This is a genomic window from Microcoleus sp. N3A4 (assembly GCF_036701805.1).
In the GTDB taxonomy this organism is placed as follows: Bacteria; Cyanobacteriota; Cyanobacteriia; order Cyanobacteriales; family Microcoleaceae; genus Microcoleus.
Genome location: NZ_JAUBRJ010000003.1, coordinates 1 through 17852, shown reverse-complemented (window position 1 = coordinate 17852; position 17852 = coordinate 1). Strand labels below are relative to the sequence as shown.

Annotated in this window: 16 protein-coding genes; 9 read left to right on the top strand and 7 right to left on the bottom strand. The window is 45.3% G+C overall.

Going from position 1 to position 17852, the window contains the following annotated elements; all coding sequences use genetic code 11:
• Positions 1-4: 4 nt before the first annotated feature.
• Both QUA56_RS02430 and QUA56_RS02425 read right to left on the bottom strand, forming a co-directional pair.
• Positions 5-523, bottom strand: coding sequence for an O-acetyl-ADP-ribose deacetylase (locus tag QUA56_RS02430; RefSeq protein ID WP_333352711.1), 519 nt, complete (start codon positions 521-523; stop codon positions 5-7).
• Between the two features lie 48 nt (positions 524-571).
• Positions 572-1339, bottom strand: a complete 768-nt coding sequence (locus tag QUA56_RS02425) for a 5-formyltetrahydrofolate cyclo-ligase (protein WP_333352709.1) — start codon at positions 1337-1339, stop codon at positions 572-574.
• 117 nt (positions 1340-1456) lie between these two features.
• Between QUA56_RS02425 and QUA56_RS02420 the strand changes: the two genes are divergently transcribed.
• On the top strand, positions 1457-4231 hold the full coding sequence (locus QUA56_RS02420) for an AAA-like domain-containing protein (RefSeq protein ID WP_333352707.1): 2775 nt from the start codon (positions 1457-1459) through the stop codon (positions 4229-4231).
• Between the two features lie 394 nt (positions 4232-4625).
• On the opposite strand, the gene QUA56_RS02415 is transcribed toward QUA56_RS02420, so the two are convergent.
• Positions 4626-5090 (bottom strand): COP23 domain-containing protein, encoded by a 465-nt coding sequence (locus tag QUA56_RS02415; RefSeq protein ID WP_333352704.1) that lies wholly within the window; start codon positions 5088-5090, stop codon positions 4626-4628.
• A gap of 345 nt (positions 5091-5435) precedes the next feature.
• Here QUA56_RS02415 and QUA56_RS02410 point away from each other — a divergent pair, with 345 nt between their 5' ends.
• The 8 genes from QUA56_RS02410 to QUA56_RS02375 all read left to right on the top strand — a co-directional run bounded on the left by QUA56_RS02410 (position 5436) and on the right by QUA56_RS02375 (position 16045).
• The gene (locus QUA56_RS02410; RefSeq protein ID WP_333352702.1) at positions 5436-5933 is read left to right on the top strand and encodes an HNH endonuclease; all 498 of its coding nucleotides are present in this window, start codon (positions 5436-5438) and stop codon (positions 5931-5933) included.
• A 238-nt stretch (positions 5934-6171) separates the two neighbouring features.
• Entirely contained in the window at positions 6172-7446 is a 1275-nt protein-coding gene (locus QUA56_RS02405) for a bifunctional oligoribonuclease/PAP phosphatase NrnA (protein ID WP_333352699.1), read from the top strand.
• 456 nt (positions 7447-7902) lie between these two features.
• Positions 7903-11319 (top strand): diguanylate cyclase domain-containing protein, encoded by a 3417-nt coding sequence (locus tag QUA56_RS02400; RefSeq protein ID WP_333352696.1) that lies wholly within the window; start codon positions 7903-7905, stop codon positions 11317-11319.
• Positions 11320-11412: 93 nt separating this feature from the next.
• Positions 11413-11907: a phosphohistidine phosphatase SixA gene (sixA, locus tag QUA56_RS02395; RefSeq protein WP_333352694.1), complete on the top strand. Its 495-nt coding sequence runs from the start codon at positions 11413-11415 to the stop codon at positions 11905-11907.
• 234 nt (positions 11908-12141) lie between these two features.
• A complete protein-coding gene (locus QUA56_RS02390; RefSeq protein WP_333352691.1) occupies positions 12142-13287 on the top strand; it encodes a citrate synthase in 1146 nt (381 codons plus the stop codon).
• A 344-nt stretch (positions 13288-13631) separates the two neighbouring features.
• Positions 13632-14423, top strand: coding sequence for a TIGR04255 family protein (locus QUA56_RS02385; RefSeq protein WP_333352688.1), 792 nt, complete (start codon positions 13632-13634; stop codon positions 14421-14423).
• A 4-nt stretch (positions 14424-14427) separates the two neighbouring features.
• Positions 14428-15240: a hypothetical protein gene (locus tag QUA56_RS02380; RefSeq protein ID WP_333352685.1), complete on the top strand. Its 813-nt coding sequence runs from the start codon at positions 14428-14430 to the stop codon at positions 15238-15240.
• 7 nt (positions 15241-15247) lie between these two features.
• Entirely contained in the window at positions 15248-16045 is a 798-nt protein-coding gene (locus QUA56_RS02375; RefSeq protein WP_333352683.1) for a hypothetical protein, read from the top strand.
• A gap of 186 nt (positions 16046-16231) precedes the next feature.
• On the opposite strand, the gene QUA56_RS02370 is transcribed toward QUA56_RS02375, so the two are convergent.
• The 4 genes from QUA56_RS02370 to QUA56_RS02355 all read right to left on the bottom strand — a co-directional run.
• On the bottom strand, positions 16232-16663 hold the full coding sequence (locus QUA56_RS02370; protein ID WP_333352680.1) for a transposase: 432 nt from the start codon (positions 16661-16663) through the stop codon (positions 16232-16234).
• A complete protein-coding gene (locus QUA56_RS02365) occupies positions 16647-17264 on the bottom strand; it encodes a transposase (RefSeq protein WP_333352677.1) in 618 nt (205 codons plus the stop codon). Before QUA56_RS02365 ends, QUA56_RS02370 begins: the two co-directional genes overlap by 17 nt.
• Before the next feature lie 4 nt (positions 17265-17268).
• Complete coding sequence (locus QUA56_RS02360; RefSeq protein ID WP_333352674.1) at positions 17269-17403, bottom strand: hypothetical protein; 135 nt, start codon at positions 17401-17403, stop codon at positions 17269-17271.
• A 238-nt stretch (positions 17404-17641) separates the two neighbouring features.
• A partial coding sequence (locus QUA56_RS02355; RefSeq protein ID WP_333352671.1) for a hypothetical protein occupies positions 17642-17852 on the bottom strand: 211 nt, incomplete at its 5' end.

Sequence of the window (17852 nt, the reverse complement as noted above, 5' to 3'; positions counted from 1 at the left end):
AGTTTTAGAGAGGTTTTTTAGGGTTGTATTTAGATATAATTCTCTCATAAATCTCATAATTCTCTCGATCGAAACAGCAAAAAATTACTTTTGGAGAACCACCATTATTTTGTATATATTCCGAGCATACCTTCACTGCAATCTCACCTGCTAGAGCTTTAGGAAAGCTGTAAATGCCGGTGCTAATGCAAGGAAATGCCAAACTCTCAAACTCTCGCTCTGCGGCGATTTGCATACACTTACGGTAACACTCCGCTAAGAGTTCCGGTTCTCCATCAACACCCTTCCGCCATACTGGCCCTACTGCGTGGATGACGAAGCGTGCAGGCAATTTATATCCCTTAGTTAGTTTAGCATCTCCAGTCTTACATCCTCCAAGTAATCGGCATTCATCAAAAAGTTCCGATCCTGCTGCTCTGTGTATTGCTCCATCTACTCCACCACCACCCATTAAGCTGCTATTTGCAGCATTCACGATCGCATCAACTTCCAGTTTTGTAATGTCTCCCAAAATAACTTTCATGTTCTACAATAGTAAACTGTAGACAAGTTTAGCACAGAAACTCGTTATCTAGTCTTGCTCTCTCAACTTTCGCAAAATCGGAATTTGCGCCAACTGTTCCGGCCGTATACTATCCCAGTTTAAGCCACTGGGACGCCGATAACTTGTATTAGTTTCAATTACCTCCTGGGCAGTAACAATCCAATTCAGCGCCCAATCGTGAGCTTGCATTGGCAAACGCAAATCAGAGACTATTTGCAAAGGGTGCACTGTTGTTACAATTGGCGTATGGATTTGTACTAACCCGAATTCCTGCAACATAGCCAATTCTAAATCGGCAAATCCTGCACCTTTGCCGGTTCTTCCACCGTTGGGGCCCGCGGCTACGCAGCCGACTATTACTAAATCGATCGGCTCCATTTCTGCAAAACTTACCAATTTTCCGCAATCGAGTGCTTTGCGGGCGATCCTCTTCGAGGGCTTCGCTAACGCACTTTCGGCAATTGATATATTTTGTCTCTGCAAATCCGCAGCAGTTAACTCTACAAAACAGCGCGTGCTTGTCAATCGCGGTACTGCCATATACAGGCGTTTTCCCTCCTGCAAAGCCCGCATCCGCACCGGAATTTGCGCCGAATCTGGATTGCACTTAATCGTTTTTGCTTGTTGCCATATTGGTAAAGTTGCCAATTTTTCAGCCGCCATGTCAGCATTAACAAAGTTGGGAATATGACCAAAGGAATCGCCAATAGATGCGGCTTGCTGATTCAGTAAAGACCAAATTTCAGCTCTTAACTGGTCTTTGTCGTGGTTATATCCAGTCCAATCAGTTTTCATGCTGTATAGTGCTACAATTTATCATACAGAATTATGCTTTAATACCGCCTCACTTCTTCAGTCCGCGCAGGCAGACTTTGTTTGACAAAAAGCAGTTTCAACCGCCGAATAACTTATATGAATTTTACAACAAAGCCCAGTTACTATCAAGTCGGCGGCAGTCTCACCAATAACGCTCCAAATTATGTGAAGCGGCAAGCAGACGATGACCTTTATAATGGATTGAAAGCCGGGGAATTTTGTTATGTTTTGAATTCCCGGCAAATGGGCAAATCTAGCTTGCAGGTGCGGACAATTCAGCGGCTGAGAAATGAAGGAATTGCTTGTGCTGCGATCGACATTTCGGAAATTGGCAACCGCGGCGTCACTCCCGAACAGTGGTATGCTGGTTTACTCCGCATTCTCGAAAATAACTTTAACCTGTCGGATATTGTCAACGTGCGGACTTGGTGGCGCGATCGCAATTTTTTAACTCCAGTTCAAAGATTGAGCGAATTCATCGAAACCGTACTCTTACCCAACATTTCCAGCAATATTGTCATTTTTATTGACGAAATCGACAGTATTCTTGCCCTAGATTTTCCCGCCGACGATTTTTTAGCGCTAATTCGATCGTGCTACAACAAGCGCGCCAACAATTCAGAGTTCGATCGCCTAACTTGGGCCCTCTTAGGTGTAGCATCGCCCACGGATTTGTGCCGCGAGCAAAATGCCAGCAGCAATACCCCTTTTAATATTGGCAAGGCGATCGAATTAACTGGTTTTGACGAAACAGAAGCTCAACCGCTAGCAGCGGGGTTGGCAGAGCTTACAGACAGCCCTAATGAAGTTTTGAGAGAGGTTTTGTATTGGACGGGCGGGCAGCCTTTTTTGACTCAAAAGCTGTGCAAACTCCTGCTGGAAAACCCACAATTAATCCCGAATTTACCCCCCCCAGCCCCCCCTTGCCAAAGGGGGGAGAAAGATGCAGCCGCCCGTCGGCAAGGGGGGGAGAAAGAGAAAATTCACACTTCTCAAGAGTGGGTTGAGAAGGTAGTGCGATTAAAAATAGTGGAGAATTGGGAATCTCAGGATGTGCCCGAACATTTGTCCACAATTCGCGATCGGCTTTTCAGAGAAAACCAGCGGATTGTGAGGAGACTCGGATTGTACCAGCAAATTTTAGAACAAGCTGAAATTGTCCCCGATGGTAGCGGCGAACAAATGGAATTGCGATTGAGCGGATTAATCGTTAAGCACCGGGAAAAATTAACAATTTCTAATCCTATTTACGAAGCTGTATTTAACAAAGAGTTAATTGAAGAAAAATTAGAAAAACTCTCGCCTTACTCAGAAGCGATTAAAGTCTGGCTCAATTCTAGCTGTGAAGATGATTCCCAACTGTTGCGAGGGGATGATTTGCAGTCAGCATTAGTTTGGGCAGCCGGAAAAAGTTTGAGAAACGAAGATTTTCAGTTTTTGACGGCCAGCCAAAAAGTTATTTTGAGCGACCAAAATCAACTGCTGCATTCAGCTACACTAGAAACCAAAAAAGCTGTGTGCGATGCCGAAAAAGCTTGGACGGAAGCTGACTCTGCCAAACAAAAAGCCAAACAGTGGATCGGCATCGGTTCTGCGGTACTTGCAGCATCGTTACTGGCGGCGATCGGCTTTTCAACTCTCGCTTACCAGCGGTTTAAACTAGCACAAGCAAGTATTGAAATCGAACAAAATGGCAGCGATGCTTTACTGTTGGCGGTATCTCAAAAAACCGAAAACACCGAAGCTTTATCAGAAGCTTTACTGAGGGCGATCGCCTCTGGGGAAAAATTAAAAAAATTGGTTAAAAACAAACCGCGTCTAGAACAATATCCGGCAACTATACCGCTGTTAGCCTTACAAGTAATTCTCGAAAAAATTAGCAAAAAACAGCCTGTAAAAGCACCATCACTTCCCCAAAAGACAATGAGTTGGCAAGCTCATACAGGTGCAGTTACCAGCGTCAGTTTTAGCCCAGACAAACAAATTTTGGCAACTGCCGGAATAGACGATAAAGTTCGGATATGGAACCTTTCCGGGCAAAAAGTTGCTGAATGGAAAGCTTTGCAGCAGTCAGTTAATATGGTAAATTTTAGCCCGGACGGCAAAGTTTTAGCGACCGCAGGAAGGGACAGTACAGTTAAATTATGGAATTTATCAGGTCAAAATATTTCTCAATTGCCAGGAATTCAAGGCTCAGTTACCAGCATCAGTTTTAGTCCCGAAGGAAAGTTGTTGGCTGCCGCAGGAATAGACAGCAATGCTGCAATTTGGAAATTATCAAAACTGCAAAAATTAATATCGTCTAGCGTGAACCTACCCGGTCACAACGGCTTAGTGAGAAGCGTAAATTTTAGCCCGAGTGGCGATTTTATAACGACGTTAGATGGCAACTCTACAGTGCGAATTTGGAATTTGTCGGGAAAGCTGAAAAAAACACTGCCGATTCAGGCAATTGGGATCAGTTTCAGTGCGGCTCAACACCAGCATCGCTTTGCTACAGTAACATTGAATGGCAAAGTCGGGCTGTGGAATCTGTCAGAAAAAACATTAGTTGATGAATTTCAAACCTTGCATTTAGATGCGAAATCAATTAGTTTTAGTCCCGACGGAGAACGGCTTGCTACAGTCGGAATTGACAAGACAGTGCGGTTGTGGAATTTAGCGGGGCGACAGGTTGCTCAATTTGAGTTTGAGGAGAATGTGGTTAGTGTCAGTTGGAAGCGAGACGGGAAGCAAATTGCTGTAGCTGGAAGCAACGGCACTGTCTGGCTGAGGCAGATTGAAGGGTTAGAAGAATTGCTAAAGCAAAGCTGCAATTTTTTCACCAGTCAACCGAAGTATTTGAGAAGAGTTTCAACTATCTGCAAGTAGGGACACGGCATTGCCGTGTCCTATCAATAATCTGCAAGTAGGACACGGCATTGCCGTGTCCCTACCCGTAGCTAATGATATACAGCATATTCCAGGTTCATGAAGTACACTATAAAGCTATTATTGTGCGGTACGTGTTATGTAGGGTGCGTCGCTGCGGAGCAGGTTCAATGGAATTTGCAGATTGACCGGTGGCGACGCACCTTACTTGCGACAAGATTGTGTGTACCGCATATACATGGAATATGCTGTAGTTTCCGGTTGCATCGGTATTGTTCAAATGTCCAAATAGTCAGTTGGCCCGAAAGCATATTTTTAGTCAACAGTCAACAGTCAACAGTCAACAGTCAACAATCATGTTTTAGTGAACCGGAATTGATATGACTCATGACTATCAATTTACTTTAACAGGCGAAACACTTACATTAGGATTTTTGACTTTTCTTAAGAGTTCTTGTCGGGCTTGTTCGGGATTTTGCCCTTTGGGTACTTGATATAATAATCTACAGGAACCGTCTTGAGAATTAGCTGCACAAATAATTAGTTGACCGCTGGGAGATGCACCTGATGTGATAATATTCTCCCAGTTACCTTGCGGTTGCGAGTTGTTGAGAATTCCCGAGACTCGGGTGCACCGAGTAATCGCGTCCTCTCCCGATTCATTGAAATAGTTATCAGCTAGCCACAGAATAACGGGAATATTTTTGCCTTGTTGGACAGCAATTGTAGCTGGGCGGCCGCCCGCAGCACCGCAGAAGAATGAAGGCGTTTGGGCAAAGGCTGGACTGTTTGCTAAAATCTGAGCAGCAAGGGCAATAATTGACGCGCTAAAAGCTGACTTTAAGAGCCGAAATTTCATGAGCAGTAATAAGCTTGTTCATTTAAGGTTACTAATAGTCTAAAAAGTTAGACTGCTTGTTGCCGGGAAGATTAGGCATTTAGGGAAAAAAATAAAATTAATTCTGCAAATTTTTGCGATCGCACATAGTGGCCTCATCTAGGCTGAGACTCGGGGAAAAAAGCTCGCTGACAAAGACGGACGGGAGAAAATAGGTGCAGCCGCAGGGGGCGCAAGCGCGCAGGAATAGGGTAAAGGTGCGGTTTTTCACCGTTTTTTGCGCGATCCTTGCTCTTCCTGAGCCCGCCCCACCTAAAGCGGAACCTGTGTTACTATCGGTAAAAATATTCTCTTTAATAATCAACAATGGGCAATGTTCTGGTGCTGAACGCCTCCTACGAACCCCTTAACATCACCAATTGGCGAAGGGCGGTAGTTTTGTTGCTGAAAGGAAAAGCAGAACAGGTAGAACACAACGGGAAATTTATTGCGCCAAACTTCCCGCTACCAACTGTGATCCGACTGCGGCATTACGTCCGAGTTCCCTATAAGGATATTCCGCTGACCCGCCGGAACATCTTGCACCGGGACGCTCACTCTTGTCAATACTGTAGTTATACGGGGGACGATTTAACCCTCGATCATGTGATTCCCCGATCGCGCGGAGGAGGCGACAGTTGGGAAAACCTCGCTACGGCTTGTATGCGCTGCAATGTCAATAAAGGCAGTCGCACGCCGAAAGAAGCGGGAATGCTGCTGCGCTATCCGCCGAGGAAGCCTCACAGCGGTCTTTATTTTGAAGTGACTAAACACGTTAAGAGCGGTCTGCACAAAGAATGGCAAAAATATGTAATTGGCCTTTAAAACCCCTGTCAGCGAAAGCGCGGGGGTTTTTTGCAGAAGTTCTGATTTCTGAGATTGCTTCGTTCCTGGCAACGCACACTCTCTGCATGAGTTAAAAACTTAAAGATAGAATTTACACTCTTAAATCCGGTTTCTCGTAAGAAGTATTGGCTTTGACAACAAGGCATCTACAAAGAAACCGGATTTAAGATCGAATGCCGCGCAAATCCTGAAATAGTTAAATTGTTAATTTTCAACGATGAAAGACCATCCCCCTAACAATTCCGATGAAACATCCGGCAACCGCGAAGGTGAACTTGAGGTCAGCAGCGAGGTTGTACCCGGATTGAGTGCGCCTGGGAAACGGCGCAGCAAAGCCGAAGTTGCTTCCGAAGAGAATCGCGCCCGTCTCCGCGAGGAATTGCACGATCGCAAAGTCGAGCAATTGCGCCAAATGTTCGATCGGCACAAAGGCACTCGCCAGTTAATCTTGCTGCAAGATTTCCCCGACCCCGACGCACTTTCAAGCGCTTGGACTTACAAATTAATCGCCGAACAGTACGATATCCAATGCGAGATGATCTACGCCGGCGCCCTCAGCCACCAAGAAAATATTGCCTTAGTTAAATTGACAGGGTTGCCGTTGCAGCGCTGGACGCTGGAAACGACAAAAACTAAGGATTTGTCGGTGTATCAGGGCTGCGCTTTCATCGACAATCAAGGCACGACTTGTCAATTAACTGAGTTTATTTTAGCGGCTGGAGTTCCGATCGCCGCCGTCATCGACCACCACAATTTGCAGGGGGAAATGAACGCAGAATTCACCGATTTGCGCCCTCAAATCCGCGCTACAGCCACAATTTTTACGGAGTATTTACAGGCTGGACTCCTAGCTCTCGACGGCAGCGTCAGCCTGCACATCAAGTGCGCTACAGCTTTGATGCACGGTTTGCGATCGGATACGAACGCCCTCCGACAAGCTCAGGAGGAAGACTTTTTAGCTGCGGCTTATTTGAGCCGATTTTACGACCCGCAGTTGCTGAATGCAGTGTTGCAGTCCTCTCGTTCTAAGTGGGTGATGGACGCGATCGAGCGATCGCTCAAACACCGCACCGTCCAGAACAATTTTTCGATCGCCGGCATCGGCTACCTCCGCTATGACGATCGTGATTCTATTCCCCAAGCGGCGGACTTTTTAGTAACAGAAGAGAACGTACATACAGCCGTTGTTTACGGAATTGTTCACGACAAAGACGAAGAAATTGAAGTAGTAATTGGCTCGCTGCGAACTACTAAACTGACTCTCGACCCCGACGAATTTATTAAAGAAGCCTTCGGTCAGGACGCTCAAGGACGCTTTTTTGGCGGTGGTAGAAGTCAAGCTGGAGGTTTTGAAATTCCGGTGGGATTTCTTTCCGGTGAAAACGATCACAGCGATTATGCAAGGCTGAAATGGGAAGTATTTGATGCTCAGATCAAGCAAAAGTTGCTGAAATTAATTAGTCCGACAGACAATCCGGTTTATCATAATTAGATAGACTAATTCTTCACAAAAAAAATTAATACTTGACAGGACTTATATCGTTTTTAATGAAGTGAGGTTAGCTCCCAGCAGGCTTAAACAAGTCGGGGATCGAGGTATTTTGTTTGTTTAGGTAGTCTTCCTTACCGAGTCAGAACACCTCAGCTAACGGCTCAAGACTGTATTAAAGTCTTAAATACAGCAAAAATACCCTACCTAAAAGCCACAAAGTCATGTTCCTATTCATATCTATTCCGGTTACACCGGAATGGTATAGAGGACACGGCAGTGCCGTGTCTTGCGCGCCAGATTAATTGTAGGGACACGGCAGTGCCGTGTCCTGACTGTGGGTAACATTAATTCCGATGCTACCGGCATATCAGCGGCTACAAATAATAAATTATTGTACCGATGCCAAGCAGGTTAAACTGGTAAAAAAGAGGTTGAGAAAAGGAAAGGAACATGGAGATGTCTACACAACAGGCTTTCTCTTGCTCGTCAGAGAAAATTATCGAAAATTTTTCCCAAATTGCACTTCAAATCAACGATTTCACGAATTTGGAGATGTTTTTGCAATTTGCGGTTGCAGAAACCAAGGTGCTGCTGCAAACAGAGCACGTGATTATTTATCGCTTCGTGCCCTGTGGAGATGGCGTAGTATTGGCTGAATCGGTTGGTGCCGAGTGGCTGCCAATCCAGGGAAAACAGATTTATGACCCTTGCTTGGAAGCAACCTGGATAGAGCGTTACAACCAGGGACAAATCAGTGCCATTTCTGATATTCACGCTGGTCATATTCCAGCTTGTTATGTGGAATTTCTCGATCGCTTCCAGGTTCAGGCAAATTTAGTCGTGCCAATTTTGTGCCAGAAGAATTTGTGGGGATTGCTGATTGCCCATGACTGTAGAAGCCCGCAGAAATCGCAATCCCCCGAAGTGCAATTATTGCAACAAATGGCCATCCAACTCGCCAGCGCGATCGCCCAGGAAGAGGAACGGCATCAACAACTTCACCAATCGGAAGTAAACCTAGAGCCCGGAACCCTTGAAATTCAACAAACAGAAACGGATATCACAGAGAATCAGCCAGTAGAAATGACTCTGCCAGAGAGCGAACAACATTACTGTACAATCAACCATTCAGTCCATGAATCTGAGCGATTAGAAAGTTTACGGCGCTACCAGATTTTGGATACTCCACCTGATGCAGCTTTCGATCGCATCACGGCAATTGCGGCGCGTTTTTTTCGAGTGCCCATCGCCCTTGTCGCCTTCGTGGATCGCGATCGAATTTGGTTCAAATCTCGTTACGGGTTGGATGTCGAGCAAATAGATCGCGAACCCGGACTCTGTGCCTCAGCTATTTTGCAAGATGATGTGTACGAAATTAGCAATGCTCTTGAACATCCGCAGACTATAGCAAATCCCCTAATTTCCGGTGCATTTGGTTTGAAATTCTATGCAGCAGCACCACTAAAAACCCATGATGGGTATAACTTGGGAACCCTTTGCATAATTGATAAGCATCCCCGTCACCTTTCCCCAGAAGAAAAAGCCACCTTACGCGATCTAGCCGCGATCGTCATGGATGAGATGGAACTGCGTCTATCTGCTCGCAAGCCGATCGAAACAACTGAAGCACAGCGCGAGAGCGAAGAACGCTGGCAACTAGCACTGCGAGGCAATAACGACGGCATCTGGGACTGGAATTTGAAAAGCAACGAAGTCTTTTTTTCCACTCGATGGAAAGAGATGTTGGGATTTGAAGCACGCGAAATTTCTAACCATCTGGATGAATGGTCAAAACGCTTGCACCCCGATGACCTCGATTTGGTAACGCAACTAATTCTCGACCATTTTGCCAAGAAAACACCGTTTTACATCTCAGAGCATCGGGTTCTGTGCAAAGACGGCAGCTATAAGTGGATTCTCGATCGCGGTCAAGCCCTTTGGGATGAAGCCGACAATGTGATTCGGATGTCTGGCTCTCACACCGATATTAGTGAGCGCAAACAGGCGGAGTTTGACCGAAGAGAATTGATGATTGCCTTAGAAAATGCAGTTTCTGGTATCTCTCAACTGGATACTCAAGGACGATATATATTTGTCAATCAATCCTATGCCAATGCAGTTGGATATCAACCCGAAGAAATGATCGGAATGTTCTGGGAAAAAACTGTACATCCCGATGATTTAGAAAAGTTAATTGCGGCTTATCAACAAATGCAGCAAGACGGCAAAGTAGAGGTTGAAGCCAGAGGCATTCGCAGAGACGGCTCTAGCTTCTACAAACAATTGGTGATGATCTCGATTCACGACGATCGACAGCAGTTCATCGGGCATCACTGCTTTATGAAGGATATCAGCGATCGCAAGCAAGCAGAAGCATCATTACAGCAAGAGTTCCAGCATCTGGGTATGGTGATTGCTACCCAACAGGAAATCGCCATCCGCAATCCCAATCTTGATGCAGTCATGGCGGTGATTGCAGACAGGACTCAAGATTTGACCCGCGCCGACGGATCGGTGATTGAAATGGTTGAAGGGGATGAATTGGTGTATCGGGCGGCCAGCGGTATCGCCAGCCCCTATGTTGGATTGCGGGTCAAAATAGCGGCCAGTTTATCGGGAAAATGTATTGCGACCGGCCAAATCATGCTTTGCGACGATTCAGAAACCGATGCACGGGTGGATCGGGCTGCCTGTCAGCGCATTGGTCTCCGGTCAATGGTGGTTGTTCCGTTGTTTTATCAACAAGAACGGGTTGGTGTCTTAAAAGTTGTTTCAGCGACACCCTCTGCCTTTACAGAGTCAGACATCCAGACTTTACAACTGATGGCTGGGTTTTTGGCTGGTAGCGTGCATCTGGCTTCAGAGTTTGATGCCAAAAACATTCTCCTGAGTCAATTACGGGAAAGTGAGGAACGGTATCGTTCTGTGATTGCGACCATGACAGAAGGCGTCGTACTTCAGCTAGCAGACGGAGAAATTATTGCCTGTAATGCCAGTGCCGAAAGGATTATCGGGCTGACCTCCCAACAAATGATGGGGCGTACATCCGTAGATTTAGACTGGCGAACTGTTCGGGAAGATGGCTCTCCCTTCCCCGGCGAACAGCATCCGGCAACGCTCACCCTACAGACGGGAAAACCGCTATCAAATGTGCTGATGGGCATTCACAAGGCCGATCGAACACTGACTTGGATTTCGATTAATTCGCAACCGCTGTTCCAGATGAATGAGTGTCACCCGTATGCAGTAGTGACGACTTTTGCTGATATTACAGAACGCAAGCAGGCAGAGGAGATACTCAGAAATCAGGCTCAGGGAGACAGATTAATGGCCGCGACAGATGGGTTAACACAAGTAGCAAACCGTCGCTGCTTTGATGAGCGATTGCAGTCGGAATGGCACCGATTGATGCAGGCAAAACAACAGCTTTCGTTGATTATGTTGGATGTAGATTATTTCAAGCGATATAACGATTGCTACGGACATCAAGCTGGGGATACTTGTTTGGTGAAAGTCGCGAAAGCCGCAGCAGCAGCGGTTAAACGTTCCGCCGATTTGTTTGTGCGCTATGGGGGCGAAGAATTTGCTGCTATCCTGCCGAATACGGATGCTGCTGGGGCGATCGCAGTTGCTGAGTCGATGCGACAGGCAATCCGAGATTTGGCAATCCCTCACGAACAATCTGATGTGAGCGCGATCGTGACCGCTAGCATGGGAATTGCTAGCATGGTTCCCGGCAGCGGCACATCGCCGGATGAACTGATAGCCCTCGCCGATCGAGCATTGTACGATGCGAAACGACAAGGGCGCGATCGCTACGCCTCTAGCGCCAACCAGATGACGGCGGCAGATTTCAATGCAGTTGTAGAATAGGCAAAAGATGTCGATCGCGCCAAACTTCACCCATAAGTTCGCAGGCGTAAGCCGGGGCGCAGCCATCGCACATCTATCAAAAGGACAGCGACAGTGCACTTATATCTGATCCGCCACGGTATCGCGGCCGCACCCGAAGAATATGATACAGACTCAGAACGCCCGCTGACTAAAGAGGGCGCGAGCAAAACCCGGAAAGTTGCCCAGCGGCTGTACGAACTCGAAATTCAGTTCGATCTAATTCTCACCAGTCCCCTATTGCGCGCCGCGCAAACCGCCCAAATCCTGCAAACAGTAGGTCTGAGTTCCCAAATAGAAGAATCTCCAGCCCTAGCCCCATCAGGAGACATCCAAAACTGGTTGGAGTGGTACCAACAGTGGCCCGCTAGAGGAAGCCGCAGCTTGGCTGTAGTTGGCCACCAACCAGACTTAGGCCGCTGGGCAGAAACTTTGCTTTGGGGTACAACCCAAGACGCCCTGATCCTCAAAAAAGCAGGTACGATCGGCTTAATCCTCCCCGAAACAGGCTCCCCAGTGGGCCGCAGCCAAATGTTTTGGCTGACTGGGCCCAAGTTTTTGCTGTCGTAGAAACAGCGAACCGCCCCGACATTAACAGGACGCGCCAGCCCTCTTAAACCCGCATTCTCGGACGGCGAAACCGGGTTTGAGGGGCGAAAATACGCAGCGGTGCGATCGGGATCTCTGTTGAAAAACCCGGTTTGTCAACCCCAATTAAATGATTATTTGTCAAGACTGTGACACTATCTTGGTTTCTGGTAATGTACTTTTAGTAGTATTGAACTCACACAAAACGGTATCGCAATGGTCGTCGGCGAATTCAAACCAGGTTTAGAAGGTGTTCCCGCCACCTTGTCCAGCATTAGCTACGTCGATGGACAAAAAGGGTTGCTGGAATATCGCGGGATTAGCATCGAGGAACTGGCACTGAAAAGTTCCTTTCTCGAAACTTCATATTTATTAATCTGGGGGGTACTTCCGACAAAGGAAGAACTAGAAGCCTTCGAGCATGAAATTCGATATCATCGGCGGATCAAATATCGCATCCGCGACATGATGAAATGCTTTCCTGAAAGAGGACATCCAATGGACGCCCTGCAAGCTTCAGCGGCCGCCCTGGGCTTGTTCTACTCCCGCCGAGCTCTCCCCAACCAGGGATACATTCGAGAAGCTGTCGTGCGGCTGCTCGCCAAAATTCCGACAATGGTGGCGGCGTTCCAGCAAATGCGGCGGGGCAATGACCCGGTGCGGCCGAGGGATGACTTGAACTACTCGGCTAACTTTCTGTATATGCTCAACGAGCAAGAACCCGATCCGCTGTTAGCTAGCATTTTTGACACTTGTCTGACTCTCCACGCCGAACATACAATTAATGCCTCTACATTTTCGGCAATGGTAACAGCTTCGACGCTGACAGACCCTTACGGGGTGATTGCTTCAGCAGTTGGCACTTTGGCGGGGCCGCTGCACGGGGGAGCTAATGAAGAAGTGATTGATATGTTGGAGCAAATTGGTTCGGTAGAAAACGTGCGGGCTTTTGTCGAGAAGAGCGTTGCCAACAAGGACAAAATCATGGGTTTCGGCCACCGAGTTTACAAGGTGAAAGATCCGAGAGCAACTATTCTTCAGAGGTTAGCGGAAGAGTTGTTTGAGAACTTCGGCCACGATGATTATTACGACATTGCTGTCAAGTTGGAAGAAGTGGTTGAGGAGAACTTGGGTCACAAAGGAATTTATGCAAATGTAGATTTCTATTCTGGTCTGGTTTACCGAAAAATGGGAATTCCGATCGACTTATTTACACCTGTTTTTGCGATCGCCCGCGTTGCCGGCTGGTTGGCCCACTGGAAGGAACAGCTAGAGGCAAACCGCATTTACCGCCCGACTCAAATATATACGGGGACTCACGGTGCTCCTTATATTGCGATCGAGGACAGGCTTCCATCTTAATCTCAAAGCTGTAGCCGTAGGGTGCGTCGCCTTGCAAAAATCTGTCAATAAAAATCGACTTTTAGAGTAGCGACGCACCTTACCAAAATTTTGGGTTTGTTTCCTCATCTCTGGAAAAGAACAGGTGCGTCGCCATGAGATTGTCGCTGTTGATGAAGGATTCTCGATGGCGACACACCCTACGGCTTAACTATCCAAGCCAGTGAATTTTAGGTTGTAGAGATTCCTTTTACAAATGGTGCAGATTCTAAAAAACGTTCGGTACGCAGGAAAAATCTTCGTAAAAGTGTAAAGTGATATGTAAAATAGAGTTGTGGACATCCTATGGACATCCTTTTGATATTATGAAAACACCAGCGCCAAAAATGAGTCTTGCGCCCGTGTTCTACACACTGGCTCAGGTGCAATTTAACCCAATTGCCCAAATCTCGGATTATGTTGCCCGTTTGCAGGAGCGCCTGCGCCGAAGTGGGTTCCCCGACTTCCAAGCCGAAAATCAATTAGAACTCACAATTCGCCGACTAGATGAATCACAACCTGATGTTCAGCCTCAGCAGCATATGCGCTGGAGCTTCATGAATACTGAGCGTACTGAAGGATACCTATTGCTCTCGAATGCCTTGGTTTTCCACACTACTACATACCACACCTTCACAGATTTCTTGCAGAAGACCATCTCTGGCTTAAAGCTGGTTCACGAAATTGTTGAGCTGGCTTACGTTGAACGAATTGGACTTCGTTATCTTAATGCTGTTGTACCGATGGATAATGACACACTGCAACAATACTTGAATCCATCTCTGCTTGGTTTTTCTGCAAATCTAGAGGGTCGTCTAAGCCATAGCTTTACTGAGACAGTCACAGTTGTTGATGACGGCAATTTAGTTGCTAGAGCGGTTATTACGGATGGGGCATTAGCTTTGTCACCTGACTTGATTTCGTTACAGCTCTCACTACAACCCCGATTCACAGGGATTAATAGTCGGAATGCTGTGTTAGATACTGACTATTTTGTTTTTAACCGAAACAGTTTCGATCTCAAAGAAATTAAAGATCAACTTTTGAAGGCGCATGACATCATCACCAATGCTTTCAAAGTTTCGGTGACTGACTACGCTAGAGAAAAATGGGCTTAAGAATATGAATACAATACCTACACCCTATTCCCAGGCTTCTTTTCATCCTATGAAAACCGGCGTTGCTGATTTAGGGTATGAAAGGCTAAATATGCAAGTCATAGAAACCAGTATCCACAAAACTTTGGGATTTTCAAATTATTATTTTCCTACCCTGATTAAGCAACGCCCAATACCTACACCCTATTCCCAGGCTTCTTTTCATCCTATGAAAACCTATACTCCTAATGAGATAGGTGCATTAAGAGTTGAGCTATTTATTTGGACAGCAGGTACTGGTGGTATCATGACTGCACATAGTACCGCTGAGTTACTAAACCGACTTCACTATCCACGTATACATGTCGAACCTTCTAGGGCAAAGCAGGCTGATACGCAATCTGCCGTAGGCAGCAGTGCTACGCTATCGCCTGCTGAACATGTTGCGAATATCCGTGATGTATTTGCTATAAATATGTCTGATCTAGCTTCTGTTCTTGGGGTCACTCGTCCTACTGTCTATGCCTGGCTGGCAGGACAAGAGCCAAAGGGAGAAGCAGTAATGCGTATTCAGAAATTGTCCCGCGTCGCCGACCAATTTAATAGAGCAAACATCATTCGTTTAGATAAGCTTGTGCATCGTCCGATTTTAAATGGACGTTCTTTGCTCGATATACTCAAGACAGATGAAGATCCTGTAGCAGATTTAGCCACTCTCAAGGCAATAGCCGATAAAGAAGCACAGACTCGCCGTGAACCTAAAGGCTCTGGCAAAAACCTGAGATCGCTCCACGATGTGTTGAGCGAGTCGTCTGTGGCTGTCTATGAGAGGAGTTAGTACAAGAATGCCTTGGTCTCGAAACACCAAATGGCGACAGGGTAGCGTACTTGCTCAGAAAGACTTTCAGGCGGTAGGCTTGACCGATGTACCTGATGCTGATCTGGCTATAGCAATATCCCACGATTGCGATATCGCCAATGACAATCTGGATGTTGAACCTGCTGTGGAATTCATTTTTGCTCGCATCTTAGAGCAGCACAATGGGAACTTCACTTACGGGAAAAATCCGCGCATTTTACATATAGATTACAAACATGATGGACAAATTGTTTGGATTGAACTAATCGCCTCAAAAAGGTTGATAAATAAAGATAGGCTTGACACTCTCCAGCCTGATGAGACTTATAAACTCAATACTGATTCTGGGCAGATTCTTCAGAGTTGGCTGGCTGCTAGATATCGTCGCCATGCTCTACCGAATAGCCTTGTTGATCGGCTTAGAGCCGTTTTTAAACACATTGACGATAAAGGTAAGAAAAATTCTGCTGGAATATTGTCTTTCCGTCTGTCTTATGATCCCAAAGATGAACTTCCTCGCGAAGAACCGTATGAACTCTCGATCAGCATTGTCTACATCATTGATAAGGCTGAATACGGTAAAATGGCTGTCAATATAGCAAGTAGCCTCAAGAAAGAATTTCCCAATCTTTTAGAAAAGACAAAGGATAGCGGAACAGTGGACTTACGCAAATGCGAAGCGGTCTCTGAAATGGAATTTACAGTTCGTGATATGCGTGACACAGTTGAGTACCATCTAGAACACTTAAGCTATCGTACTGAGCCTTCGGGACCAGTTATTTAAATAACTTCTAGATTTCCTTGAATAAAACCAACATAATTTTATCTGGAATCTACTGACAATACTCCGGACAGTTTTTAAGCAGCTAAAGTACCATAAGACAAGACTGAAGGAAGGTTAGGGTGATTTAAAATCAAATCCGGGTCTAAATCTAACTTATCAATAAAGGTAGAAAGTAGATGCGCGATTTTATTCCAGACGTTTATAAGAGGCCATTGAAAACACAAACGACTTGGCAGATGAATGACAACTAGAGAGTTCATGTTTAGCTAAGTTTAAGGCAATAAGACTGGCATTAAAATGAAAATCAAGCCGTGGTAAATGACGAGCTTGACAATCAGACAATCCCGTAAATTGCTTAGCATCACGAAAAATAAATTCAATCTGGAAACGAGCCTGATAATATTCAAGAATTTGCTCAGGTGGTAGGTGAATATCAGTGCTAAACAATAAAGCATTTTTGATTTTGCCGTTGGCTTGAACCTCAGAGATACAAACCAAACAAATTGGGCAATTTAAACAACAACTCCACACAATCAATGTATATAATGAAACTCCGGGTTTTAGGTCTTTAACAAAATTAAGACGACTCAAATCATGGCAGTCAACTTGTGCGATCATATTTACGTGGAGCTCCCAGCTTCTTTTGTTCACCTGTATAGAGATAGCGTAGGTTAGCATCACTTCTTAACTTGCCAATAAAGTCTAAATTTAAGTCCCGCACAGCATCCCAGAATTTAGAGCGATAGTAATAGCCATCAGCCACCAAATAACGTACAGAAGTGGGGAAAAAACAACGAGTATTCTTCAAATGTTGTGCATAGTCATCAACTCTTGTGATGTCAGGCTTTGAGCTTTGAGAGTCCGGGTTTTTGCGAGATTTTTTTGAGCTGTTATTCTTCGGGTTTTTGGGCATTTTTTTCACGGGCTTTATTTGAGGGCGTGACGGAGTTTGTTGTACGCTTAAGCTATAAGATAAACGAGTCTCAATTTCGACAATAGAAATTACAGAAATTTCCAACCCCTGTTCCGATTTACCAGCTACACCATTATAAAAATAAGCCTTGCCATCAGTTTGTTTGCCGCTTTTGCTTAAAAAAGAACAATCAATAACAGCAATAATTGTGTGGTCAGGGTTTAAAGCTTCTTTGAGAAAATATTGATTAAATTGTGGAAAGTTAAAGCTTTTGAGAAAGTGACGACGGTAGGTTTTTTCACTCAAACAGCTATAACGACTGAGATTCGTGAAGTTGACCTTGCCTTCTTACCAGCAAAATAGTTGAAAATAAAGTGATTAAAAACTTCTTTTGGGGTTGACTAATCCCCGGCATTTGTTGTAAGATGGATTCAATAATCTTCATAAGGCAATCTGTTGAGCTTGTGTGTTTTTATAGCTTAACCGAAAAGAGTGCCTTTTTTTCTGTTTATTTTTGGTTCAGATTGCACTCACTTTTTTCACTTCTCTGCTGTATTGCGATCGCCTCCCTCTTTAAAAACTGTCCGGAGTATTGTACTGAAAAATTAAATGATAATATCCATCCATCATTTACATATTTTTGAATAATAGAAATAATGTTAGCTTGGTAATTGTTGAGTAACTTATGCGATTGCTTCTAACTTTTGCAAATAATTAGTTAATTTATTCTTTATTTTAATCTCCCCAGCCCAACTTATAGTCATTTCAAATAAATGTGAGACAGAGGCAAGATCATGATAAAATCGATAAAAATAGTGGTTCTTCATTAGTTGGTATGCTAAACTAACAATTAAATGCTTGCGTAAGCAAACATCTATTTTTGTAGTTGTCAAA